General features: G+C 68.8%; 19 protein-coding genes and 1 pseudogene. 11 read left to right on the forward strand and 9 right to left on the reverse strand.

Annotated elements, in window-relative coordinates:
- A pseudogene (locus tag BST28_RS24435) lies at window positions 1-291 on the forward strand (hypothetical protein); the annotation flags it as partial.
- Between the two features lie 20 nt (window positions 292-311).
- Here the strand turns inward: BST28_RS24435 and BST28_RS19220 are convergent.
- Window positions 312-734 (reverse strand): thiol-disulfide oxidoreductase DCC family protein, encoded by a 423-nt coding sequence (locus BST28_RS19220; protein ID WP_029248775.1) that lies wholly within the window; start codon window positions 732-734, stop codon window positions 312-314.
- A 19-nt stretch (window positions 735-753) separates the two neighbouring features.
- The gene (locus BST28_RS19225) at window positions 754-1,908 is read right to left on the reverse strand and encodes a glycosyltransferase family 4 protein (protein ID WP_083082409.1); all 1,155 of its coding nucleotides are present in this window, start codon (window positions 1,906-1,908) and stop codon (window positions 754-756) included.
- A gap of 44 nt (window positions 1,909-1,952) precedes the next feature.
- Here BST28_RS19225 and BST28_RS19230 point away from each other — a divergent pair, with 44 nt between their 5' ends.
- The 3 genes from BST28_RS19230 to BST28_RS19240 are packed head-to-tail and all read left to right on the forward strand — an operon-like array spanning window position 1,953 to window position 5,062.
- On the forward strand, window positions 1,953-2,723 hold the full coding sequence (locus BST28_RS19230; RefSeq protein ID WP_019735778.1) for a class I SAM-dependent methyltransferase: 771 nt from the start codon (window positions 1,953-1,955) through the stop codon (window positions 2,721-2,723).
- A gap of 54 nt (window positions 2,724-2,777) precedes the next feature.
- Window positions 2,778-4,250: an aldehyde dehydrogenase gene (locus BST28_RS19235; RefSeq protein WP_083082411.1), complete on the forward strand. Its 1,473-nt coding sequence runs from the start codon at window positions 2,778-2,780 to the stop codon at window positions 4,248-4,250.
- 44 nt (window positions 4,251-4,294) lie between these two features.
- Entirely contained in the window at window positions 4,295-5,062 is a 768-nt protein-coding gene (locus BST28_RS19240) for a hypothetical protein (RefSeq protein ID WP_019735776.1), read from the forward strand.
- Between the two features lie 12 nt (window positions 5,063-5,074).
- Here BST28_RS19240 and BST28_RS19245 read toward each other — a convergent pair whose 3' ends face one another.
- Both BST28_RS19245 and BST28_RS19250 read right to left on the reverse strand, forming a co-directional pair.
- Window positions 5,075-5,566, reverse strand: coding sequence for a hypothetical protein (locus tag BST28_RS19245; protein WP_019735775.1), 492 nt, complete (start codon window positions 5,564-5,566; stop codon window positions 5,075-5,077).
- 141 nt (window positions 5,567-5,707) lie between these two features.
- Window positions 5,708-7,543: an acyl-CoA dehydrogenase gene (locus BST28_RS19250; protein ID WP_083082413.1), complete on the reverse strand. Its 1,836-nt coding sequence runs from the start codon at window positions 7,541-7,543 to the stop codon at window positions 5,708-5,710.
- Between the two features lie 269 nt (window positions 7,544-7,812).
- Between BST28_RS19250 and BST28_RS19255 the strand changes: the two genes are divergently transcribed.
- Both BST28_RS19255 and fadD12 read left to right on the forward strand, forming a co-directional pair.
- On the forward strand, window positions 7,813-8,553 hold the full coding sequence (locus BST28_RS19255; protein ID WP_234808336.1) for a 1-acyl-sn-glycerol-3-phosphate acyltransferase: 741 nt from the start codon (window positions 7,813-7,815) through the stop codon (window positions 8,551-8,553).
- A gap of 5 nt (window positions 8,554-8,558) precedes the next feature.
- Complete coding sequence (gene fadD12 / locus BST28_RS19260) at window positions 8,559-10,199, forward strand: acyl-CoA ligase FadD12 (protein WP_083082415.1); 1,641 nt, start codon at window positions 8,559-8,561, stop codon at window positions 10,197-10,199.
- A 3-nt stretch (window positions 10,200-10,202) separates the two neighbouring features.
- Here fadD12 and BST28_RS19265 read toward each other — a convergent pair whose 3' ends face one another.
- Together BST28_RS19265 and BST28_RS19270 are read right to left on the reverse strand one after the other, a co-directional pair.
- The gene (locus BST28_RS19265; RefSeq protein WP_083082417.1) at window positions 10,203-11,621 is read right to left on the reverse strand and encodes a WS/DGAT/MGAT family O-acyltransferase; all 1,419 of its coding nucleotides are present in this window, start codon (window positions 11,619-11,621) and stop codon (window positions 10,203-10,205) included.
- Between the two features lie 45 nt (window positions 11,622-11,666).
- Window positions 11,667-12,899 carry an alpha/beta hydrolase gene (locus BST28_RS19270; RefSeq protein WP_065289139.1) on the reverse strand — a complete coding sequence of 411 codons (1,233 nt, stop codon included), beginning with the start codon at window positions 12,897-12,899 and terminating at the stop codon, window positions 11,667-11,669.
- Window positions 12,900-12,988: 89 nt separating this feature from the next.
- Between BST28_RS19270 and BST28_RS19275 the strand changes: the two genes are divergently transcribed.
- The 3 genes from BST28_RS19275 to BST28_RS19285 are packed head-to-tail and all read left to right on the forward strand — an operon-like array spanning window position 12,989 to window position 16,113.
- Window positions 12,989-13,885: an alpha/beta hydrolase gene (locus tag BST28_RS19275; RefSeq protein WP_019736452.1), complete on the forward strand. Its 897-nt coding sequence runs from the start codon at window positions 12,989-12,991 to the stop codon at window positions 13,883-13,885.
- Window positions 13,886-13,889: 4 nt separating this feature from the next.
- Window positions 13,890-14,954, forward strand: coding sequence for an acyl-CoA dehydrogenase family protein (locus tag BST28_RS19280; RefSeq protein ID WP_083082419.1), 1,065 nt, complete (start codon window positions 13,890-13,892; stop codon window positions 14,952-14,954).
- 1 nt (window position 14,955) lies between these two features.
- Window positions 14,956-16,113 (forward strand): acyl-CoA dehydrogenase family protein, encoded by a 1,158-nt coding sequence (locus tag BST28_RS19285; protein WP_083082421.1) that lies wholly within the window; start codon window positions 14,956-14,958, stop codon window positions 16,111-16,113.
- Here BST28_RS19285 and BST28_RS19290 read toward each other — a convergent pair.
- The gene (locus BST28_RS19290; protein ID WP_083082423.1) at window positions 16,110-17,078 is read right to left on the reverse strand and encodes a MaoC family dehydratase; all 969 of its coding nucleotides are present in this window, start codon (window positions 17,076-17,078) and stop codon (window positions 16,110-16,112) included. The genes BST28_RS19285 and BST28_RS19290 overlap by 4 nt on opposite strands.
- A gap of 27 nt (window positions 17,079-17,105) precedes the next feature.
- Here BST28_RS19290 and BST28_RS19295 point away from each other — a divergent pair, with 27 nt between their 5' ends.
- Window positions 17,106-18,269, forward strand: coding sequence for an acyl-CoA dehydrogenase family protein (locus BST28_RS19295; protein ID WP_083082425.1), 1,164 nt, complete (start codon window positions 17,106-17,108; stop codon window positions 18,267-18,269).
- A gap of 76 nt (window positions 18,270-18,345) precedes the next feature.
- Here the strand turns inward: BST28_RS19295 and BST28_RS24210 are convergent, their stop codons facing one another.
- The gene (locus BST28_RS24210) at window positions 18,346-20,553 is read right to left on the reverse strand and encodes a PGRS repeat-containing protein (protein ID WP_065289140.1); all 2,208 of its coding nucleotides are present in this window, start codon (window positions 20,551-20,553) and stop codon (window positions 18,346-18,348) included.
- A gap of 386 nt (window positions 20,554-20,939) precedes the next feature.
- On the opposite strand from BST28_RS24210, the gene BST28_RS19310 reads away from it, so the two are divergent.
- Window positions 20,940-21,977 (forward strand): FAD-dependent oxidoreductase, encoded by a 1,038-nt coding sequence (locus BST28_RS19310; RefSeq protein ID WP_083082433.1) that lies wholly within the window; start codon window positions 20,940-20,942, stop codon window positions 21,975-21,977.
- Here the strand turns inward: BST28_RS19310 and fadD4 are convergent, their stop codons facing one another.
- Window positions 21,978-23,495 carry a fatty-acid--CoA ligase FadD4 gene (gene fadD4 / locus BST28_RS19315; protein ID WP_083082427.1) on the reverse strand — a complete coding sequence of 506 codons (1,518 nt, stop codon included), beginning with the start codon at window positions 23,493-23,495 and terminating at the stop codon, window positions 21,978-21,980.
- Window positions 23,496-23,657 lie beyond the last annotated feature (162 nt).

Genomic DNA, 23,657 nt, shown 5'->3' on the forward strand with positions numbered 1-23,657 from the left:
AAACACCACCTAATCAAGACGTTCCACGGCTGGCGCGACCGGCAACACGCCGACGGGACCATCGACTGGCTCAGTCCGACCGGCCAGACCTACACCACCCACCCCGGCAGTCGGCTGTTGTTCCCCGCCCTCTGCGAGCCGACCGGCCGCCTACCCGTACCGACTGGCCGACAATCGGATTCGGCTGGCCGAACCCTGATGATGCCCACCCGACGACGAACCCGGGCCCAGAACCGCGCCCGGGCCATCGCCGCCGAACGGGCTCTCAACACCAGGCCCCCGCCATCCTGAGCCGCCGAGCAATGTTGCCCTCAACCCAGGAACCGTGCGCGCACTTCCGGCGCCGGCACCGGACAAGTGTCATGCTTGCCGCCGATTCGATAGCGGACGGCGGCGAAGCGGTCGTAGAGACGGTCACGGATTCCAGCGGGAATAATGCAGGCCGCCAGCAGTAGCCGGAACGGCCCGCCCAGATAGCGCACCACCTTCAGGGCCCCCGCCGATCGAACGCTGACCTGCTCGCCGGGTTGACCGGGGTCGTCGACGAAGACCATGGAGTCGATGCCTTGCAGGTCCGGATGGCGCTCGATGACCGCGCGGGCGAAGTCGCTGTCCAGGGCGGCGAATCGCAGGGTGCCGCGCCGGTCGTGGCGAAGGATGGTCTGGACCGAGCGGTTGCAGACTCCGCAGACGCCGTCGTAGAGCAGCACCGGCGCAGCGTGGGAGTTCGTCATCGATGCACCGCCACGTCGCTCACACCACGCCGCTGACGTAGCGCCGTTCGCGTACCGCCTCAAGCACCTCGCGCAGGCCGTCGGCGCTTTGCCGCCAAGAGAATTCGGCGCTGCGGTCCTGTGCCTTGCCGCCGAGCTGTTCGCGCAGCACCGCGTCCGCCAGCAACCGATGGAGCTGTTCGACCAGCTCGTCACGATCGTCGACCAGCAGCCCGGTCACGCCGTCTACGATCGAATCGGACAGGCCTCCGGAAGCTCGATAGCCGATGGTGGGCACCCCGTGCTGGCCGGCCTCGACGACGGCCAGCCCCCAGCCCTCCTTGCGGGACGGCAGCACGTGCACCCAAGCCTGTTGCACCAGCCGGTGTTTGGTGTGCTCGTCGACGTGGCCGTGGAAGGTGACCGCGTCGGTGATCCCCAGGGCCGTGGCGTGCTGCACCAGTCGATCGCCCCACCAGCCGCCGCCGATGACGTCCAGACGCAGGCCGGGCACCCGGCTGCGCAGTGCGGCGACCGCCTCCAGGGCGTCCTCGATCTGCTTGTGCGGCACCAGCCGGGACAGCACCACCACCCGGGGTGTCTCGGCTCGCGGGCCGGACAGCGTCGCCGGCGGCGCCTCGTCGAGGCCGTTGCGCACCACCGCGATGCGTTCGGCGCCCACGCCCAGTTCGATCAGGTCGCGCGCCGAGGGCAGCGACACCGTCAGGTACTGGTTGCGCCGGTTCAGCCACGGCGACAGTCTCGACTCCACCAGCCAGCCGATCCGGCTCAACACCGGTCCGGCCACCGGCCATTGCTCACGGTGGCAGTGGTGCACCAGCATCGCGACCCGGCGTCCGTAGATCAGCCGCGCCAAAAACGGCAGCCCGTTCTGGGTGTCGATCACCGCGTCCGGCCGCACCCGCCGCAGCGGGCCGAGCCCGACGCGCGCCGCCGCCATCACCGCCAGTGCCCAGAGGTACACCGTGTAGCGGCCACCGCGGCGACTTATCCGCACCCCGTCGATGACTTCGTGTTTGGGCGCACCCGGGTAGCGGGCGGTGCGCAGCGTGACCGCGACTCCGGCGGAAGCCAACTCCGCCCCGATGCGCTGCAGGTAGGTCTCACTGCCGCCGCCCTGCGGATGCCCGGTATCGCGCCAGCACAGCAGCAGGACGGAGCGCACACCAGACACAGGACAACAGGGTAGTCCCGCGGGCTGGGCCTAGGCTTGGCCCGGTGGCCGCCACCGACCTGTTCGCCCGACGCGCGACGCTGGCCCGCTCGGTGTACCTGCTGCGCCAGTTCCGCTACGAACAGACCGATCCGGCGCGGTTCTACGGCGCCCTGGCCCTCGACACCGCGGCCCTGGTCACCGACCTGTGGAAGGGCGTGCACGGGGACGATCCGACCGGCGGCACCGTGCTCGACGTCGGCGGGGGGCCGGGTTACTTCGCGACCGCATTCGCCGAGGCAGGCCTGCGCTACATCGGTGTGGAACCCGACCCCGGGGAAGTGCACGCAATGCATGCGGCCGGCTCCGCATCGTCGCCGGGCAACTTCGTGCGGGCGTCGGGGATGGCGTTGCCGTTCGCCGACGACAGCGTGGACATCTGCTTGTCGTCCAACGTGGCCGAACACGTGCGGCGGCCCTGGCGGCTCGGCAACGAGATGCTGCGGGTCACCAGGCCGGGCGGGCTGGTGGTGCTGTCCTACACGGTGTGGCTGGGCCCGTTCGGTGGCCATGAGATGGGCCTTACCCACTATCTGGGCGGGCGCCGGGCCGCGGCGCGCTACACGCGCAGGCACGGCCACCCGCCCAAGAACAACTACGGTTCGTCACTGTTCGCGGTATCGGCGGCCGAGGGGCTGGACTGGGCCCGTCACACCGGTGCGCTCGTCGCGGCTTTCCCCCGCTATCACCCGCGATGGGCGTGGCGGATGACCTCGGCACCGGGCCTTCGCGAGTTCCTGGTGAGCAATCTGGTGCTGGTTCTGCAACCCGACTGAGTCCATTGACTGCAACGTGTTCTAATCCGCGCGTCGGCTAGGTAGGGTTGCGCCATGACCGTGAGCACCGCGACCGAATACGACACCCTTTTCATCGGCGGCAAGTGGACCGCCCCGTCCACCGACCAGGTGATCGAAGTCCGCTCACCGGCCACCGGCGAGTATGTCGGCAAGGTCCCGCTGGCGACCAAGGCAGATGTGGATGCGGCGGTGGCGGCCGCGCGCGCCGCTTTCGACTCCGGGCCGTGGCCGTCGACCCCGCCGGCCGAGCGGGCCGCCGTCATCGCCGCCGCGATCACGCTGATGGAGGAGCGCAAGGAGCTGTTCACCTCGCTGCTGGCCGCCGAGACTGGCCAGCCGCCGATGGGCGTCGAGACCATGCACTGGCTGAGCTCGATCGGCGCCCTGAACTTCTTCGCCGGCCCCGCCGTCGACGAGGTCAGTTGGGAAGAGGTCCGCTCCGGCGCCTACGGGCAGACGCTCGTGCGGCGCGAACCGCTGGGTGTGGTCGGCGCGATCGTGGCGTGGAACGTGCCGCTGTTCCTGGCGGTCAATAAGCTGGGCCCGGCGCTGCTGGCCGGCTGCACGGTGGTGCTCAAGCCGGCCGCCGAGACCCCGTTGACCGCCAACGCCCTGGCGCAGGTGTTCGCCGACGCCGGTCTGCCCGAGGGCGTGCTGTCAGTGGTGCCCGGAGGTGCGGAGACCGGTCAGGCGCTGACCTCCAACGCCGACGTGGACGTCTTCTCCTTCACCGGCAGCTCGGCCGTGGGCAAGGAGATCGGCAAGCGCGCCGCGGAGTTGCTCAAGCCGTGCACCCTGGAGCTCGGCGGCAAGTCGGCGGCCATCGTGCTCGAGGACGTCGACCTGGCGTCGGCCGTTCCGATGCTGGTGTTCACCGGGATCATGAACACCGGGCAGGCCTGTGTGGCCCAGACCCGCATCCTGGCGCCGCGCTCGCGTTACGAGGAGATCGTGGAAGCGATCAAGAACTTCGTCACCGCGATGCCGGTCGGCGTGCCCAGTGACCCGGCCGCCCAAGTCGGCTCGCTGATCAGCGAGAAGCAGCGCGAGCGGGTCGAGGGCTACATCAAAAAGGGCATCGAGGAGGGCGCCCGCCTGGTGTGCGGCGGCGGCCGTCCCGAGGGTCTGGACGGCGGCTTCTTCGTGGAGCCGACGGTCTTCGCCGACGTGGACAACTCCATGACCATCGCCCAGGAGGAGATCTTCGGGCCGGTGGTGTCCATCATCGCCTACGACACCGAGGACGACGCGATCAAGATCGCCAACGACTCGGTGTACGGACTGGCCGGCAGCGTCTGGACCAGCGACGTCCCGCGCGGCATCGAGATCTCCAAGAAGATCCGGACCGGCACCTACGCGATCAACTGGTATGCCTTCGACCCGTGCTGCCCGTTCGGCGGCTACAAGAACTCCGGCATCGGCCGGGAGAACGGCAAGGAAGGCGTCGAGCACTTCACCCAGCAGAAGAGCGTGCTGATGCCGATGGGCTACACGCTGGACGCCTGAGCGCGTTGCCGTTGCCGCAACGGTAAGCCCATATACTTCCGTCCGTGGGCGTGCTGCTGTGGTTTGCACCGTGGGCGGTGTACTGGGTGCTGGTGGGACATGCGCCGCTGCTGATCGCGGCGACGGTGGCGCTGGCCGTCGCGGTCGCCGTCCTGCTCAGCAGCCGTGAACCCGCGGCCCGGATCCCGGCGATCGGTGCGGTCGCGACGTTCGCGGTGCTGGCGCTGGCACCGACGATCGGTGGCGCGCAGCGGTGGGTGCTGCCGCTGAGTTTCGCCGGACTGTTCGCGGTGGTGCTGATCAGCCGGCTGCTCGGCAATCCCGTGGCGGCGGCCGTCGCCCGGGCGGATCTGCCCGCGGCAGTGGAGCAAAGCGCGCTGTTCGCGCCCGTCGTCGACCGGCTGACATGGCTGTGGCTGGGTGCGCTGGCGGCGATGTCCGCGTCGGCGCTGATCCCGCCGATCGCCTTGCCCGACGCCACCCTGCACGACACCGGCTCGGCGCTGACCTACCTGTGCAACTGGGTGATTCCGTTCGCCATCCTGACCGCGGTGGCGATCGGGGCGCGTCTTGTGACCTCCCGGATGACCGCCGGCTTCGGCGATGCGGTGCGCAAGACCAGCTTCGTCGCGTTCGTCGACATGGAGATCGATCAGCTTTATTACCTGGCGCAAGAACACGCCAACCGCGAAGTCGGCCCGGGCCAGGAGGCCTACAACGTCACCGTCGGCGCCAAAGGGACAGCCTTGGTGGGCGACGACACCCGGGTCTCGTGGCCGTCCACCTACAAGGTTCGGCAACGGCGCGGCTGAGGCCGGCGGGCTTCAGCCCTTGAGGTGACGCCGGCGGCGGTGTTCGATGCAGCGGCCCACCTCGGCGCGGTAGTAGTCCTCGTCGAACCCGCCGGCGTTGTACAGCCGCGCCCCCAGCCGGTCCCGCAGCTCGCCGATATTCACCTCGGCGGTGGCGTTCGCGAGCACCCAGTCGACGGCGGCTTCGCTGCCCTGCTCCCGGCAGATCCGGTCGACCCGCCGGGCCGCGGCCAATCGGTGGAAACGGGCGAAGCCGGTTTTGCTCCAGGACCGGATCTCTCGGGCCTCCAGATCGAGCAGTTCGCGCAGCACCGCCGCCGGACCATCGGCCACCGTTTTGAACGGTGCGGCGTCGACGAAAGCCAGTGCGCCGTCGGGGCGCCGGATGCCCTCGACGTCGGGCTCCACCGCCACCGCCCCGCGCCCCTTGGCCAGCTCGTGCGCCCACCGGACGATCGTGTAGCCGTGGTCGGGTAGTCGGTATTTCCGGGTGTGGGTGTCCACAACGGTGAGCGTAGCGGCCGACGAACAACGACCCCGGTGGGTGCACCGGGATGATTCTGGCGCCGAGCGCCCGGGTCGCCCAAAGAGTGACGGCGTATCGCGCCGGGTCAGCCTCGGGCGCACGCTCGCGGCTGCCGAAGCCTAGAAGGCGTCCTCGCTCAGCTCCATCACCGCCAGGTCGTCGTTTTCGACGATTCGTCGCTCTGCGCCGAGCCGCGGCAACACGACGCCGGCGAAGAACGTCGCCGCGGTGACCTTTCCAGCGTAGAAATCCCGGTCGGCGTCGGACGGGTCGCGGTCCAGGGAGCCCAGCGCGATCTCGGCCTGCCGCAACAGCAACCAGCCGATCACCAGGTCACCCGCGGCCAGCAGAAACCTCACCGACTCCAGGCCCACCCGGTAGAGCTCGCGGGCATCCTGTTGCGAGCCGAGCAGGTATCCGGTCATCGTGGTGGCCATCGCCCGCACATCGTCGAGAGCGGTGGCCAGCAGTTTGCGGGAGTCCGCCAGCTCGGAACGCGCGTCGCCGCTGTCGAGGAACTCTTCGATTTGGGCGACCAGATGCCCCAATGCCACGCCGCGGTCGCGGGCGATCTTGCGGAAGAAGAAGTCCTGCGCCTGAATGGCGGTGGTGCCCTCGTAGAGGCTGTCGATCTTGGCGTCGCGGATGTACTGCTCGATCGGATAGTCCTGCAGGAACCCGGACCCGCCGAACGTCTGCAGCGATTCGGTCAGGTATTGATACGCACGTTCCGACCCGACCCCTTTGACGATGGGCAGCAGCAAGTCGTTGACCCGCTCGGCGAGCTCGGCGTCGGCACCGGAGACCAGCATGGCCACCTGCGGGTTCTGGTGGGCCGCGGTGTAGAGGTACAGCGCCCGCATCCCCTCGGCGTAGACCTTCTGCATCATCAGGGCACGACGCACGTCCGGATGGTGGATGATCGTCACCCGCGGCGCGGTCTTGTCGGTCATCTGGGTCATGTCGGCGCCCTGAATACGGGTCTTGGCGTATTCCAGCGCATTGAGATATCCGGTCGACAGGGTGGCGATCGCCTTGGTGCCCACCATCATTCGGGCGTACTCGATGACGTGGAACATCTGCGCGATGCCGTTGCGGGAGTCGCCGACAAGCCAGCCCTTCGCCGGGGTGCCGTGCTGGCCGAAGGTCAGCTCGCAGGTGGTCGAAACCTTCAGCCCCATCTTGTGTTCCAGCCCGGTGACGAACACCCCGTTGCGCTCACCGGGCTCGCCGGTCTCGGGATCCGGCAGATACTTGGGCACCAGAAACAGGCTGAGCCCCTTGGTTCCCGGCCCGGCGCCCTCGGGACGAGCCAGGGTCATGTGCATGATGTTCTCGAACAGGTCGTCACTGTCGCCGTTGGTGATGAACCGCTTGACGCCGTCGATGTGCCAGCTGCCGTCGGGCTGCTCGATCGCCTTGGTCCGGCCGGCGCCGACGTCGGAACCCGCATCGGGTTCGGTGAGGACCATGGTGGCGCCCCAGTTCCGTTCGATCGCCATGGCCGCCCAGTGCTTCTGTTGTTCGTTGCCCAGGTCGTAGAGGATGTTGGCGAAAACCGGCCCGGCCATGAACATGAACACCGCGGGATTGGCGCCCAGCACGAGTTCGTTGATCGCCCAGGAGACCATCGCCGGCGCGGGTACGCCACCGACGTCCTCGGTCAGGCCGATGCGGAACCACTCTCCCTCCTGCCACGCCCGCAGCGACGCCTTGAACGGCTCGGGCAGGGACACGGTATGGGTGGCCGGGTCGAACACCGGCGGATGGCGGTCGCTCTCGGCGAACGACTCGGCCACCGGCCCCTCGGCGAGCCGGGCTGCTTCGGCCAGCATCTGGCGCACGGTGTCGCCGTCGAGATCGCCGAAGGCGCCGTCAGCCAGGCACTGTTCCAACCCCAGCAGCTCGAACAGATTGAATTCCAGGTCGCGGACATTGCTCTTGTAATGACCCATGGGTCAAGCATGCGCCGGACCCGCGGCGGCTACCCGGGGTTTCGGCACATCCCCCAGCCGTGAGAGCCGGGCGCGCTCCGCTGCTCAGGCCCGGATCGTGGAAGCTCATCTCGCCGATGCTGTCGGCCACCCCCGTCGTACCGGTAGCATGGACAAAACTAGAACACGTTTCAATTGGAGGGGCCGCGGTGGACACGCCGGACAACGACTGGTCAGACGACGTGGCCAGGCCCATCACCAAGTGGGATCCGGGCCTGACCGAGCGGGTGATGGGCTTGCTGCGTCCGCTGATCAAGGGCTATCACCGGGCCGAGGTGCGCGGTTTGGATTCGTTCCCCAACGGCGGCGCCCTGGTGGTGTCCAACCATTCCGGCGGCCTGTTCGCGATGGACGTCCCGGTGTTCGCCACCGGCTTCTACGACACGTTCGGCTACCAGCGTCCGGTTTACACGCTCAGCCACGACCTGATCTTCACCGGCTTCACCGCCGACTTCTTCCGCAAGACCGGGTTCATCCCGGCCAACCACGCCAACGCCGACGAGGCGCTGCGCTCCGGCGGCGTGGTGGTGGTTTTTCCCGGCGGAGACTACGACGTTTACCGACCGACCCTGCAGGAGAACAAGATCGACTTCGGCGGTCGCAAGGGCTACATCCGCGCCGCGATCAACGCTGGTGTGCCGTTGGTCCCGACGGTCGCCATCGGCGGTCAGGAAAGCCAGCTCTACCTGTCGCGTGGCACCGGGCTGGCCAAGGCGCTGCGGTTGGACAAGCTGCTGCGCGCCAAGATCTTGCCGATCTCCTTCGGCTTCCCTTTCGGCCTGTCCGCGGTGCTGCCGGTCAACCTGCCGCTGCCCACCAAGATCGTCATGCAGGTGTGCGAGCCGATCGACATCGCCGCCGAATTCGGTGAGGATCCCGATATCGACCTCGTCGACGCACACGTGCGGGCCGTGATGCAGGAAGCGCTGGACAAGCTGGCGCGCGAGCGCCGTCTGCCGATCCTGGGCTGAGCGGAATGGACCCCGGACCGTTCGACCGGCTGACCCGGATCGGATCGATGCTGCAAACCTTCACCCGTGCCGGACTGCTGGCGCCGATGCGGCCCGACAGATACCTGCGGATCGCTGCCGCCGCGGCCCGGGAGGGCGGCACCACCACCACCGGTATCGCCATGGCGGCGCAGCGTTGCGGGGAGCGGACGGCGATCATCGATGAACGCGGCACATGCAGCTACGCGCAGCTCGACCGGCGCTGCGATGCGCTGGCCGCCGCCCTGCAATGGCTGCCGGGCCGGACGCCACGCGCCGTGGCACTGATGTGCCGCAATCACCGCGGCTTCATCGAGGCGCTGGCCGCCGCGAACCGGATCGGCGCCGACGTACTGTTGCTCAACACCAGCTTCGCCGGGCCGGCGCTGGCCGAGGTCGTGGCCCGCGAAGGTGTCGACCTGATCTTCTACGACGAGGAGTTCACCGCGGCGGTGGATCTGGCCGTACCGGCCGAGTCCCGGTGCATCCGGGTGGTGAGCTGGGCCGACTCCGAGTGCCCCGGGCTGACGGTGGACGACCTGATCGACGCCAACACCGGGCGGCGCCCGGCCAAACCGACCCGCACCGGCAGCCTGGTCATGCTCACCTCCGGAACCACCGGCACCCCGAAGGGCGCACGCCGGTCGGGCCGCGGCGGCGGCGGCGTCGCCGATCTTGCGGCTATCTTCGACCGAATCCCTTGGCACACCGAGGAAACCGTCGTCATCGCCGCACCGATGTTTCACGCCTGGGGGTTCTCCCAGCTGGCACTGGCCTTGACGATGGCCTGCACCATCGCCACCCGGCGCAAGTTCGACCCGGAGGCCACCCTGGCGCTGGTGGAGGACAACGACGCGACCGGATTGTGCGTGGTACCGGTCATGTTCGACCGGATCATGGGTTTGCCCGATGAAATCCGGGCCCACTACCCGTGCCGCTCACTGCGGTTCGCAACTGCATCCGGCTCGAGGATGCGCCCGGACGTGGTGACGGCGTTCATGGACGCCTACGGTGATGTGGTCTACAACAACTACAACGCGACCGAGGCCGGCATGATCGCGCTGGCCACACCGGAGGACCTGCGCTACTCCCCCGATACGGCCGGGCGTCCGGCCCCGGGAACCGAGATCCGGATCCTCGACGCCGATTGCGCCGAGGTGCCGCCCGGGCAGACCGGGCAGATCTTCGTGCGGAACTCGTCCCAGTTCGACGGCTACACCGGCGGCGACTCCAAGCGGTTCCACGACGGCTTCATGGCGTCCGGTGATCTGGGCTACTTCGATGGCACCGGAAGGCTTTTCGTGGTCGGCCGCGACGACGAGATGATCGTTTCCGGCGGCGAGAACGTCTACCCGATCGAGACGGAGAAGGCGCTGACCAAACATGCCGCCGTCGCCGAGGCCGCCGTGATCGGCGTCGACGACGCCGACTACGGGCAGCGCCTGGTGGCCTTCGTCGTATTGGAGCCGGGAACCACAGCGACCCCCGAGGAACTCAAGCAGCACGTCCGGGACAACCTGGCCGGCTACAAGGTACCCCGTCAGATCACCATCCTGGACTCCTTGCCGCGCAACAACACCGGCAAGGTGCTGCGCCGTGAACTTCAGGCGCTGGCAGCGGCCGACTGAAACCTAGGCGGGCGCCATCGCGGTCTCGACCGGCGTCAGCTTCTCGGAAAGCCCCGCGGCACGGCGGATCTCGACGAACTCGTTCACCAATGCGGTGGTCACCTCGTGCGGATCGTCAACGGTGGCGCCGTCGGTCAGCACCGAGATGTTGAGCTGGTCGACGTAACTCCACACGGTGATGTTCAATCCGCTGCCGGCGGTCAACGGTCCCACCGAGTAGATCTCGGTGACCAACGCGCCCCCGACCCGGCCCCGCTCCCGCGGGCCGGGCACGTTGGAGATGTTGAGGTTGAGCACCTTGTTCTGCCCGTCCCGGCTGGACAGCCACCGGAACAGTGACTCCGCCGGCGCCTGCGGGAGGTACGCCGACCATCTGCTGACCAGCTCCGGCCCCACCAGGTGATGGGCCTCCTTAGCCAGAGTGGCTGCCTCCCTAGCTTTTTCGACCCGTTCTGGCACATCTTCGACGTCGACGGGCAACGCCACCAACACCCCGGAGAACCGGTTGCCGGAGATCCGGTCCGGGGAGAAGTCGAAGCTCATCGGCACCGACGCCAAAAGCGGATGGTCCGCCGTTCCGTCGTAGCGCAGCAGCAGCGTGCGTAAAGCACCTGCCGAGATGGCCAGAACCAGATCGTTGATGGTGGCACCCAAACACTTGCTGGTCGCCTTGATGTCGGCCAGCGCGAGGGTGGCGGTGGCGAACCGGCGCTCGGGGGTGAGCATATGGTTGATGAAGCTCGGTGGCGGAGTGAACGGCCGGGTCAGTTCGGCGGACAGTTTCCGGGTGCTGCGCCGGACCCGCCCGACGCCGGCCGCGGTATAGCGGATCGTCGCCGGGATTCTGCCCATCTGCCGGAAGTGGTCGCGGAACGCCGAGCGCACCAACTGCCCGCTGGTGGGGGCGGGATCGGTTTCGTAGGAATCCCGTTCGAACTGCGGCCCGGTCAGCAGATCCATGCCGCGGGCCATCAGATTCGCCGAGGCTATCCCGTCGGCGAGGGCGTGGTGGATCTTGCCGACCACCGCGATCCGGTTGTTCGCCAGGCCGTCGATGAAGTACATCTCCCACAGCGGGCGGCTACGGTCCAGTGGTGTGCTGGCGATCTGACCGATGGCCTCGTCGAGCTCGCGCCGGCCGCCCGGAGCGGGTAGCGACCACGGCCGGATGTGATAGGCCAGGTCGACTTCGCAATTCTCCCGCCACATCGGATGGTGGAACTTGCCGGGGATGTCCACCAGTTGGTAGCGGAACGGGTCCAGCTTGTAGAGCCGGCTGTGGATCACCCGGCGGAAGGCCTCTACGTCGAAGCCGCGCCGGTCGGGGTCCAGCTCGATCACCGCGACCTTGAGGGTGTGCATGTGCACGTTCGGCGTCTCGCTGTAAAGCAGCACCGCGTCCCAGCCGCTGAGCCGCTTCACCGTCGAACCATCCCCATGCAGGGACCTTACCGCGGCCGGCGGTGTTCAGATGACCTGTTTACTGCCGATCGTGGTGTGGTCCCGGTGAATCTGATTGAGGAACAACCCGATTGCCGTGCTCACCGCACCGGTGCGGGCTCCGTCGGTCATGTCGAAGCCATGTCCTGCCCCCGGTAGCTCCAGGTACCCGACCTTGGAGTGCGACACGGCCCGTAACCGGTCGGCGAAGTCCCTGGCCTGCGCGACCGGGATGACGGTGTCGGCACTGCCGTGCACCACCAGGAACGGGGGCGCCCCGGAATGCACCCGCGCGATCGGCGAGGCCTTGCGGTAGAGGTCCCGGTGCCGCCGGATCGACCTGCCCACCACCACCCGTTCCAGGAAGTCGACGAACGCGACCCGCTCCGGAGTGGACCGGTCCTGCCAGTCGTAGCGTCCGTAGATGCCGACGACGGCGTCCACCGAGGTGTCGGCGCCGTCGGGGAGTTGGTCGGCGTAGTCCCGATCGCCCCGGTCGCTTCCGGTCAGTCCGGCCAGTGCCGCCAGATGCCCGCCGGCCGAGGCGCCCGCCACGGCGACGAAGTTGCGGTCGCCGCCGAACTTGTCGACGTTGGCGTGCGCCCAGGCGATCGCGGTCTTGACGTCGACGATGTGGCGCGGCCAGCGGTTGTGCGGCGCGACCCGGTAGTCGATGGACAGGCAGACCCAGCCCCGCTCGGCCAGGTGCGACAGCAGCGCATAGCCCTGCAGCGTCCGGCTGCCGTGCACCCAGGCGCCGCCGGGGACATAGATCAGCACCGGAGCCGGCGTCGTCGGCAGCTCACGGGGGGCCCACACGTCGAGCACCTGGGCGGGGTCGTGGCCGTACCGCACGCCGGAACGGTGGATGTGGCGCCGGTGCTGCCATGCCTTCCACACCGGCGGTGCCTGCTCCGGTTGGGGCCAGTCGATGTCCAGGTCGGCGGCGGCGACGACGCCACGCAAGGCGGCCTCGGAGACCGCCCGGGTCTGCTCGCGCTCCCGCTTGCGGACGGTCGCGGCCCCGGGCGTCAGCCAGGACTTGGCCGCGCTGGACACGAACTCCGGCATGTGGCGGGTGCCCCACACCCCCATCGCGGTCATTCCGCCCAGGGGTTCCAGCCGCTTGCCGACCACCGGCAGGGAAGCTGAAGCGACGCTGAACGCCAGCAGGTAGTCCGCAGGTCGGGCGCGCCTCAGCCAGCGCAGGCGGCCGGTCAGGTTCCAGCCGGTCTCCCGGGTCTGCGGTGCTGCGGTCATGGGGGGAGAGTACCGCGCTGACGCGAGAGTAAACGGCAATCGGGTGGGTAGTCGGCAGTGGCCATCCGCGCACCGGCAATACTGAGCCGATGGTAAGCAGCGCGTTCCATCCAGATCTGCGCCGAGCCGCCCGATTCCTGCCGCGCGGCGGCATCGGGCCCCGGACATTGCCGGTGCTGCGGGCGCTCGCGGGCCTGCAGGGCCGTCGCAAACCCAGCGGCATCGACGTGCTGCCGCTGCCGTCGGGCGGCAACGTCCGGGTTTTTCGGCCGCGCCACGGTTCCACCGAGCCCGCTCCGGCCCTGCTGTGGATCCACGGTGGCGGCTATGTGCTCGGCCAGGCCGCCCAGGATGACCGGCTGTGCCGGCGCTTCAGCGACGAACTCGGTATCACCGTTGCGTCGGTGGATTACCGGCTGGCGCCCCAGCACCCCCACCCCGCCGGGCTGGAGGACTGCTGGGAAGGGCTGACGCTGCTGGCCGGGCTGCCCGGAGTAGATCCGGCGCGGGTGGCGATCGGCGGGGCCAGCGCGGGTGGCGGGCTGGCTGCCGCGCTGGCGCAACTGGCCGTCGACCGTGGTGGAATTCAGCCGGTGCTGCAGCTACTGGTCTACCCGATGCTCGACGACCGCAGCGCGCAGTTGCCGGCCGATCCGGGCTACCGGCTGTGGAGCCCGCGGAGCAATCGTTTCGGCTGGACGTCGTATCTGGGCGATGCGGATCCGCAGGTCGCGGTCCCGGCCCGGCGTGCCGATCTGAGCGGGCTGGCACCGGCCTGGATCGGGGTGGGCACCCTGGACCTGTTCCACGACGAGGATCTGGCCTATGCGGACCGGCTTCGGCAGGCCGGCGTGCCGTGCGAGGTCGAAACCATCCCGGGTGCCTTCCATGGTTTCGATCTGCTGCTGGCCAAGGCGCCGGTTTCGCGGGCGTTCTTCGCCAGCCAGTGCGCAAGCCTGCGAAACGCCTTCACACGGGAGAACTGAGCAGATGGCGGGTTTCGAGGAGCTGCGTGCGCTGCGCGGCGCCGTCGCCGAGTTGATGGCCAAAACCGACGGCCTCGACGACGGCGGCTGGACGGAGTTGGCCGCGATGGGCCTGCTCGGGCTGCTGGTGCCCGAGCAGTACGGCGGTGCCGGCGCCGGACCCGTCGAAGTGGGCGTGGTGGCCGAGGAGCTGGGGCGGGTCCTGTTCACCGGTCCGTACCTGTCGACCGCCGTCCTGGCAGTGAATCTTCTTGTCGCCCTGGATGATCCGGGGCAAAACGAGACCGTGCTGCCGGCGATCGCCGCCGGGCGGACCCGGGTCGCGGTCGCCTTCGCCGAGGGCGCCTCGACCCGCCCGCCCGCCGAACCGGCGACGTCGGTGCGCGGCGACGGGACGGCGCTGGTGACCGGTGAGAAGCGGTTCGTGCTCGACGCCGGCTCCGCCGACCTGCTCTATGTCCTGGCCGCCGCCGAGGCCGGACCGGGTGTTTTCGCCGTCGACCCCGCCGGACCGGGTGTCACCGTGGAACCGTTGACGACGGTCGATGCGTCCCGCCGGCTCGGTGTCGTCCGCTTCGCCGACGCCCCGGCCACCGCGGTCGGCGCGCCGGGATGCGGCCTCGAGGCGTTGACGTCGGCACTGGACCGCTCCGCGGTGGCGCTGCTCGGCGAGCAGGCCGGTGCGGCCCGGTGCGCGATGGAGATGGCCCGCGACTACGCCAAGACCCGCTACCAGTTCGGCCGGGCGATCGGCAGTTTTCAGGCCGTCAAGCACATGTGCGCCGACATGCTGTTGGAGGCCGAGTCGGCGGTGTCGGCCGCGCGCCACGTCGCCGCGGCCGCCGCCGACGGTTCCTCGGGCTGGCTCGCCGATCTCGCACTGGCCCAGGCCTACTGTTCGGACGCCTTCGTCTTCGTGGGCGCCACCAACATTCAGGTGCACGGTGGTATCGGATTCACCTGGGAGCACCCGGCCCACCGCTATCTGCGGCGGGCGCGCGGCGACGCCCAACTGTTCGGCAGCCCGTCCTGGCACCGCGAACGCTACCTGCGTGAGATCGGAGCGTGAGATGACCTACACCGACGACGACGCACTGCGCGCCGAAGTCCGGGACTGGCTGGCGGCCAACTGGTCACCGGGTACCGACCGGGCGACCTTCGCGGCGGCTGTCCTGGAGGCGGGATGGACCGCACCCAGCTGGGAACCGACCTGCTACGGCCGCGGCCTCACCGATCGCCAATCCCGTTTGGTGGCAGCCGAGTTCGCCGCGGCGGGGGCGCCGGGAGCCGGACACGACCGGGCCGACCTGTTCGCCTGCACGGTGCACGACTGCGGCACCGAAGAACAGAAACGCAGGCTGCTGCCGCCGGCGTTGCGCGGAGAGAGTAAGTGGTGCCTGCTCTACAGCGAGCCCGGCGCGGGATCGGATCTGGCCGGCCTGCGCACCCGCGCCGAACGAGACGGATCCGAGTGGATCGTCAACGGGCAGAAGGTGTGGACGTCGTTCGCGACCACGGCCGACTACGGCCTGCTGGTGGCACGGACCGACCCCGATGTTCCCAAGCACGAAGGCATCACGTTCTTCATGCTGCCGATGCGCCAGCCCGGCGTGGAGATCCGCCCGATCCACCAGATCACCGGCGAATCGGAGTTCAACGAGGTGTTCCTGACCGACGCCCGGGTGCCTGACGCGAACCGGATCGGCGAGCCGGGGGCCGGCTGGTCGGTGCTGCAGGTCGCGTTGGGCTACGAGCGCCGGCTGATGGGCGATATGGCGCGCACCACCCGCGGACGTCGGGAGAAGTCCGGCGACCTGGTCGAATTGGCGCGTGAGGCCGGTTGTCTCGAGGACTCCCACATCCGCCAGCAGATCGCCCGCGCGCACGCGCTGTCGACGGTGAACCGGTGGAACACCCAGCGTGCGAAGACCAGCGCCGATCGCGCCGAGGCGGCGACCCTGCTGGCACTGGGCAAGATCGCGATGTCCCGAATCCTGCACGACACCGCCCGGGTGGCCACCGAGATCGTCGGCGCCGAATCGATGTTGAGCGGACCGGAGAATCCCGTCGGTGACGCGGTGACGTTCCGGGCGCTAAACGCCTACTTCACCTCCATCGGAGGTGGCACCGATCAGATTCAGCGCAACATCATCGGTGAGCGGGTGCTCGGTTTGCCCAAGGAGCCGGACCCTTACCGTGATGCCCCGTTCCGCGAACTGCCGCACTAGAACTGCAGGGCGGTGAATCGCCAGTCCAGCACCTGGCGATCCGCTTCACCGGCGGAACCGGCCGCATAGACCAGCGAGCGCAGGCCCAGGACGTTGTCGGCAGCCGATTCGACGTGCAGCTCGCTATAGAGGGTGTCGCCTTCGTGGACCGGCCCGGTGTGGTCGCAGGACTTCCAGCCCAGCACCGTGACGAGGTTCGGCAGTAGCCGGCTGGCCTGCGCCAGCGCCAGCCCGATGGTGTGCCCGCCGTAGACCAGACGCTGACCGGATACCCGCGAATCATGATGGGTGGCAGCGATATTGAGGGTCAGACGGGCCAATTCGGGAGCGGAGCTGACCACGTCACCGCTGCTGGTCAGCACGGCACCCGCTAAGCCCGGGTCGAAGTGCGGGCCGGGCACCCGCCGCCGGAATTCGTCGGCGTCCCAATGTGCGGTGACATCCGGCGGCGCCGCGAGCCCGGTGCCGACGGTTGACAGGTCGTCGCGGTGACCGGTCTCAGGAGCATCCGGTGACAGCGGCAGCATCGCGCAGCGGTAGAAGTCGAGCACCAGCCGGTCGACCTGGTCGATGGTGGTCACCCGCAGCGCCACCAGCCCCGTGGGCTCCCGGCCGGGCTTGGCCGAATTCTGTTTCAGGCCCACGATTTCGGTGCGGGTGAACAGCGTGTCACCGATCACCGGGAATCGGAAGAAGGCCAGGCCCCGGTAGAACAGGTTGGCCTTGACCCGCCGGGTGACCAACGTGGACTGCCCGATCGCGACGTCGCACACCAGGCCCGGGTGGGCCAGCGGCGTCGTCGCCCCGGTGACCACCCGGGACAGCTCGGCGTCCAGCGGCAGCCGCAACCGGTCGCCGAGAATCGCCTGATGCAGCGCCGCGGTTCCAGCCGTCAGCGTCATCGCCGGAGCCGCATCGAACACCTGACCGACCTGGAGTTCGTCGAAGTAGGGGCCGCTCGTCATCAGGAAATCCTGACATACGGTGAACCCATGACGTCCCCACTGACCGACGAAGAGTCGATCCTGGTCGAGACCGTCCGTTTGTTCATCGACCGGGAGGTGAAGCCGACCGTTCGCGACGTCGAACACGCCAACAGCTATCCGGAAGCCTGGATCGAGCAGATGAAGCACCTCGGCATCTACGGGCTTGCCGTCCCCGAGGAATACGGCGGCACACCGGTGTCGATGCCGTGCTACGTGCTGGTCACCCAGGAACTGGCGCGGGGCTGGATGAGCCTGGCCGGCGCGATGGGCGGGCACACCGTCGTGGCCAAGCTGCTCACACTGTTCGGCACCGAGGAGCAGAAGCAGCGGTACCTGCCTGCCATGGCCAGCGGTGCGCTGCGGGCCACCATGGCCCTGACCGAACCGGGAGGCGGCAGCGACCTACAGAACATGACCACCACCGCGGTGCCAGCTGCGGCGCCGGACACCCTGGTGATCAACGGTGCCAAGACCTGGATCTCCAATGCCCGCTACTCGGGTTTGATTGCGCTGCTGGCCAAAACCGACCCGAAGGCCACCCCGCGGCACAGCGGGATCTCGGTGTTGCTGGTGGACAACCCGATTGACGGGCTGACGATCTCTCGAGACCTGCCCAAGTTGGGCTACAAGGGCGTGGAGAGCTGTGAGCTGAGTTTCGACGGTTGCCAGGTGCCGGCCGCGGCGGTGCTGGGCGCAGTGCCCGGCCACGGCTTCGCCCAGATGATGAAGGGCCTGGAGACCGGGCGCATCCAGGTGGCCGCACGAGCTTTGGGGGTGGCGACCGCCGCGCTGGAGGACGCGCTGGCCTACGCCCAGCAACGAGAGAGTTTCGGCCAGCCGATCTGGAAGCACCAAAGCGTCGGCAACTATCTGGCCGACATGGCCACCAAACTGACCGCCGCCCGCCAGCTCACCCGCTACGCCGCCGAACGCTACGACAGCGGGCAGCGCTGCGACATGGAAGCCGGCATGGCCAAACTGTTCGCCTCCGAGACGGCGATGGAGATCGCGCTGAACGCGGTGCGCATCCACGGCGGCTACGGCTACTCCACCGAGTACGACGTGGAACGCTACTTCCGGGACGCACCGCTGATGATCGTCGGCGAGGGCACCAACGAGATCCAGCGCAACGTGATCGCCGCGCAGTTGGTGGCCCGCGGCGGGATCTAGCTGCTCGGCCCGCCGGGCATCGGTGCAACGAGAAACACCCCGCACGATGGTGCGGGGTGTTCCTCGTGTAGTGCTGCTACGGGAGGACGGTACCGGTGCTCCCGGCCCCTCCGTCGTTCCCGGCGGACGGACCGGTGCCGCCGGCACCACCGTCACCGCCGGTACCACCCGTGCTGCCGGTACCCGGGGTGTCACCGGCGCCGCCGTTGAGGCCGTCGGTGCCGAGGTGCGGGGTGATGACGTTGCCGCCGTTGCCGCCGGCCCCACCGTTGCCGCCGACGTTGGCGCCGGCGCCACCGACACCACCGTCGCCGCCGGCTCCACCGTGGACGTCGTCGATCGGGCCCGAGGAGGAGTCCCCGGAGGTGGTGGCCCAGTTCGGGTCGCCCCAACGGATGTTGCTGCCGTCGCCACCGTTGCCGCCGGCGCCACCGTCGCCACCGACACCGCCGGTGCCGTCGGCGTTAGCCAGACCCTGACCGCCGGCGCCTCCGTTGCCGCCGACGCCACCGTGCGCACCGCCCGCGAACGGGTCGCTGCCACCGTTCCCACCGGCGCCACCGGTACCGCCGGTGGCACCGCTGCCGCCGGCACCCCCGGCACCACCGGAACCGGCGGAGCCCTGCGGGCCCATGGTGCCGGCTCCACCCGGGCCTTCAACGGACGCGTGGCCGGTCACATCCACCAGGTCGCCGCCGTTACCGCCGTTACCGCCGGCACCACCGTCGCCGATCAGGCCGTCGTTGCCGTTGGCCGCACCGGCACCGGCCGCACCCCCGGCACCGCCGGCACCACCGGCGCCACCGTTGCCCGGCGTGAAGTACAGGCCGTGGACGGAATCGGTCTCCGGGTGGATTCGGGCGCCGCCCACACCGCCGTTGCCGCCGTCGGCACCGGCACCGCCGGCACCACCGTTCCCGCCGTTACCGGCATCGCCGCCGCCGTTGCCGCCGTTGCCGCCGGCGCCACCGACACCGCCGACACCGCCGTTCTGACCCGGGGAACCGCCGTTGGCGGCAATCGTTCCATCGGCGCCGTTGGTGGCAGCCGAGGCATTGCCACCGTTGCCGCCGTTGCCGCCGTTGCCGTCGACACCGTGGGCGCCCGCGTTGGCGTTGGCGCCGCCGGCAGCACCGCCGGCCGCCGCCGCACCGCCGTCGCCGCCCGCGCCGCCGCTGCCGCCATTGGCACCGTTAGCACCGAGACCGTTCACCGCGAGGCCGTCGGCGCCGACACCGCCATCGCCGCCACGCCCGCCGTTGCCGCCCACGCCCCCGTCGCCGTCGGCGCCGACCGAACCGTTGGCAGAGCCGCCGACACCGGCCGCGCCGCCTGCGCCGCCCTTACCGCCGACAGCGCCGTTGCCGCCATGTCCACCGGCGGTGCCGTTACCCGAGCCGTTGTCGGCGAACGAGCCGGCGGCGCCGGCGGCGCCGTCGCCACCGTTGCCGCCGCTGCCGCCGACACCGCCCGCACCGCCGTTGCCGCCGATCCCGACGAACGACGAACCGTCGCCGCCGATGCCGCCGTTACCGGCGTTGCCGCCGGCGACCCCGTCGCCGCCGTTGCCCCCGGAACCGCTGCCCGCGGCGCCGTTGGTGCCGGTCCAGCCGGCGCCGCCGGCCCCACCATTACCGCCGTTACCCCACGCGCCCATTCCGAAGAAGTCCTGGGCCTGGCCCGAGGAACCGCCGTTGCCGCCGTTGCCCGCGTCGAGGGTGGCGGTTCCGTTGCCGCCGGCCCCGCCGTCGCCGCCGTTGCCCCACATCTCCCCACCGTGGCCGCCGTTACCGCCGTCGGCGCCGAGCCCGCCCGCGCCACCGTCACCACCGTTGCCGATACCGCCCGCGTGACCGCCGTTGCCACCGGCCACGCCCTCGAGGTTCGACGACCAGCCGTCGCCGCCGTCACCGAACCACAGACCACCGGCCTGGCCGTCGACGCTGTCCGCGGTGCCGTCGGCGCCGTTGCAGATCATCCCGCAGAAGCCCTCGGTCAACGGCGCGAACAGCTGGTTTATCACACCGTTGACACTCGAACCGAAGTCAGAGTTGATCCAGTCCTGCATGACGTCGTGCAGCGGCAGGTAGAGGCTGTCCTGCCACAGCTGAGCGAAGTCGCCGTCGAACAGCCCGCCTTCGGCTGAGCCCGCGCCCCAGGCGGAGACGTCGAACAGATCGACTCCCGAGCCGGTGCCGGCGCCGTCGAGCCCGAAGAGCTCCCAGATCGCGTCCAGGCCGAAGTCGTCGGCCTGCGCGGCCGGCGCGGCCGCCAGGGGAGCCATCCCGAAGGCTAGGAACGCCCCGACCGAGGCTGCGGCACCGATCGCGCGGTCCCGTCGCCGCGAACGCTTCCCCCAAGTCTCAGTAGTACCGCTATTGCCCCGATTGTGCGCCATCGCTAACATCCCCCTCCGTAACCTTTCCCGAACCTGGCGTACGCCTTAGTGGTTCCTGAGCCCTCCCGTCGCGTGACGTTAGCGTTAATTTTTCCCGAATGTCCATCTAGGCGAACATACGTTTTCCAAAAGCGTCGATTTGGGCCTATTAGCGGTCGTTGGCCCAGGAAAAGTATCCGGGGAAGGCCGCCGTTCAGGCGCGCGCCGGCAGGGTGGCCGGCTTCAGCGCCGCGTCCTACCGGTGGGAGTCGGCTCGGTGGAACCATCGCGGTATGGGCAGCTATTCCTGGGCTGTGGTCGGAGCGGGCCCGGCCGGTATCGCCGCGGTGGGCCGGCTACTCGACCATGGCGTCGCCGGCAAGGAGATCGCGTGGATCGACCCGGAATTCGGCGCCGGTGACCTCGGAGCCAAGTGGCGGGCCGTTTCCAGCAACACCCGAGCCGGTCTGTTTGTCGACTACCTGAACGCCTCGGCGTCGTTTCGTTTCCGGCAGGCGCCCCCGTTCGAACTGACGACCCTCGATCCGGAGCAGACGTGCCCGCTGCGGATGGTGGCCGATCCCCTGGTCTGGGTCGCGAGCCGGCTCCGCGACCAGGTCACCGCGCTGCCGACGACGGCCACCGAACTCTGGCTGCGGGACCGGCGGTGGACGGTGCGCACCGGGCTGGCGGACATCACGTCGAAGAACGTGGTGCTGGCCGTCGGCTCGGTTCCCAGGAAACTCAGTTACTCCGGCCTCAATGAGATCCCGATCGAAGCCGCGCTCGATCCCGGCAGACTCGCGCTGCTCTCCCTCGATGGGGCGACCGTCGCCGTGTTCGGCTCGTCGCACTCGTCGATGATCGCCCTTCCGAATCTTCTGGAGACCCCGGTGCGGAAGGTGATCAATTTCTATCGGAGCCCACTCAAATACGCTGTATACCTGAAGGATTGGATACTGTTCGACGACACCGGGCTCAAGGGACAGGCCGCCTTGTGGGCTCGCGAGAACATCGACGGGACCTACCCGAGCCGCCTGGACAGGTGCTTGGTGAACAGCCCCGAGTTCAGTGAACGCCTCCAGGAGTGCAGCCACGTCGTCTATACCGTCGGTTTCGAGCGCCGGCGCCTTCCGGCGACACCTCAGTGGGGCCCACTGAATTACGACGCCAGCAACGGGATTCTGGCGCCCGGGCTGTTCGGAATCGGCATCGCCTTCCCGGAATACCGGATCAACCCATTGGGATCCGGCGAGTACCGGGTCGGCTTGTACAAGTTCATCGAGATGCTCGACGGTGCCCTGCCGCTGTGGCTGCGCTACCGCACGTGATCACACGGAGTATTTCGTCATCAGTTCGTTCTTGTAGAGCTTGCCGGTGTCGGTGCGCGGCAGTTGCGCCTCGAAGGAGATCGACCGCGGACACTTGTAGTGCGCCAACCGTTCCCGCAGCCACGCCAACAACTCGTCCGCGAAGGCGTCGGTGGCGTCGGCCGGATCGACGGTCTGCACCACAGCTTTGACGCTCTGTCCCATCTCATCGTCCGGGATGCCGAACACCGCCGCGTCCATCACCTTCGGGTGGGTGATCAACATGTTCTCGGCTTCCTGCGGGTAGATGTTCACGCCGCCCGAGATGATCATGTGGTGCCGACGGTCGGTGAGGTAGAGATATCCCTCCTCATCGAGGTAGCCGACGTCGCCGACGGTGGCCCATCCGCGGCTGTCGCGTGAATTCGCCGTCTTGTCCGGGTCATTGAGGTATTCGAAGGTGTTGCCGCCCTCGAAGTAGATCTCCCCGGCTTCGCCGGCGGGCAGCTCGTTGCCGTTCTCGTCGACGATGTGCACCGCACCCACGATCGGTTTGCCGACCGAGCCGGGGTGGGTCAGCCAATCCTCGGCGCTGATCAACGTCGAGCCGTGCGCCTCGGAGGAGGCGTAGTATTCGTCGACGATCGGCCCCCACCAGTCGATCATCTGCTTCTTGATCTCCACCGGACACGGCGCCGCCGCGTGCATCACCCGCTGCAGGCTGGAGACATCGTACGAATCCCGCGCCGCCGCAGGAAGTTTCAACATTCTGGTGAAGTGAGCGGGCACGAACTGGGCGTGGGTGACCCGGTAGCGCTGGATAGCGTCGAGGCAGCCTTCCGCGTCGAACTTCTCCAGCACCACGGTGGTGATGCCGGCCGCCTGCGCGGTCATCGACCACACCGACGGGGCGGTGTGATACAGCGGCGCCGGGCTCAGATAGACCGAGTCGGGGGTCATCCACACCGACACCAGCATCGTCATCAGGCCGGGTGCCTCGGCCGGCGGCAGATGCGGCAACGCCCGCTTGATCCCCTTGGGGCGTCCGGTGGTTCCCGACGAGTACTGCAGCAGGTCACCCTCGATCTCATCGTCGATGGGTGTAGCCGGTTGATCGGCGACGCATTCCGGGTAACGCTGCCAGCCGGGCAGATCGTCATCTGCCATCAGCAGCAGGTCGGGAAGGCCTTGTGGCAGATGCTCGGCCAGGTTCTCACACGTCTTGCGCAGTGCCGCTGAAGCGATGATCCCCTTGGCGGAGCTGTTGTCGATGATGTAGGCGGCCTCAGCGGCGGTCAGGTGGGTGTTGATCGGGACGTAGTACAGGCCGCTGCGCCGCGCCGCCCACATGACCGCATGAATGTGCTCGTTGTTCTCCATGAGGATCGCGACGGTGTCACCCTCCACCAGCCCGGCGCGGCGGAAATAATGCGCCAGCCGGTTGGCGCGCGCCTCGAGGTCATCGAAGGTGACGACGGTGCCGGACGGGTGCAAAATGATGGCCGGCTTGTCGGCGCCGACATGCTCGCGGATCTGCATGCGCAGACTGTACCGCCGTCAAACTTGACGGGTGTCAAGTGGTCGGCTTCGGCCCTGTGGTCGAGCCGCGCGGGCACCACCTGGACCAGGCATGCACCGGACCCGTGGGCCGCTGCGGGTGACAGCGCATGCCGGCCGGCGTGCGCAGTTGTACAGCAAAAC

This window comes from Mycolicibacter kumamotonensis, assembly GCF_002086285.1.
GTDB lineage: Bacteria > Actinomycetota > Actinomycetes > Mycobacteriales > Mycobacteriaceae > Mycobacterium > Mycobacterium kumamotonense.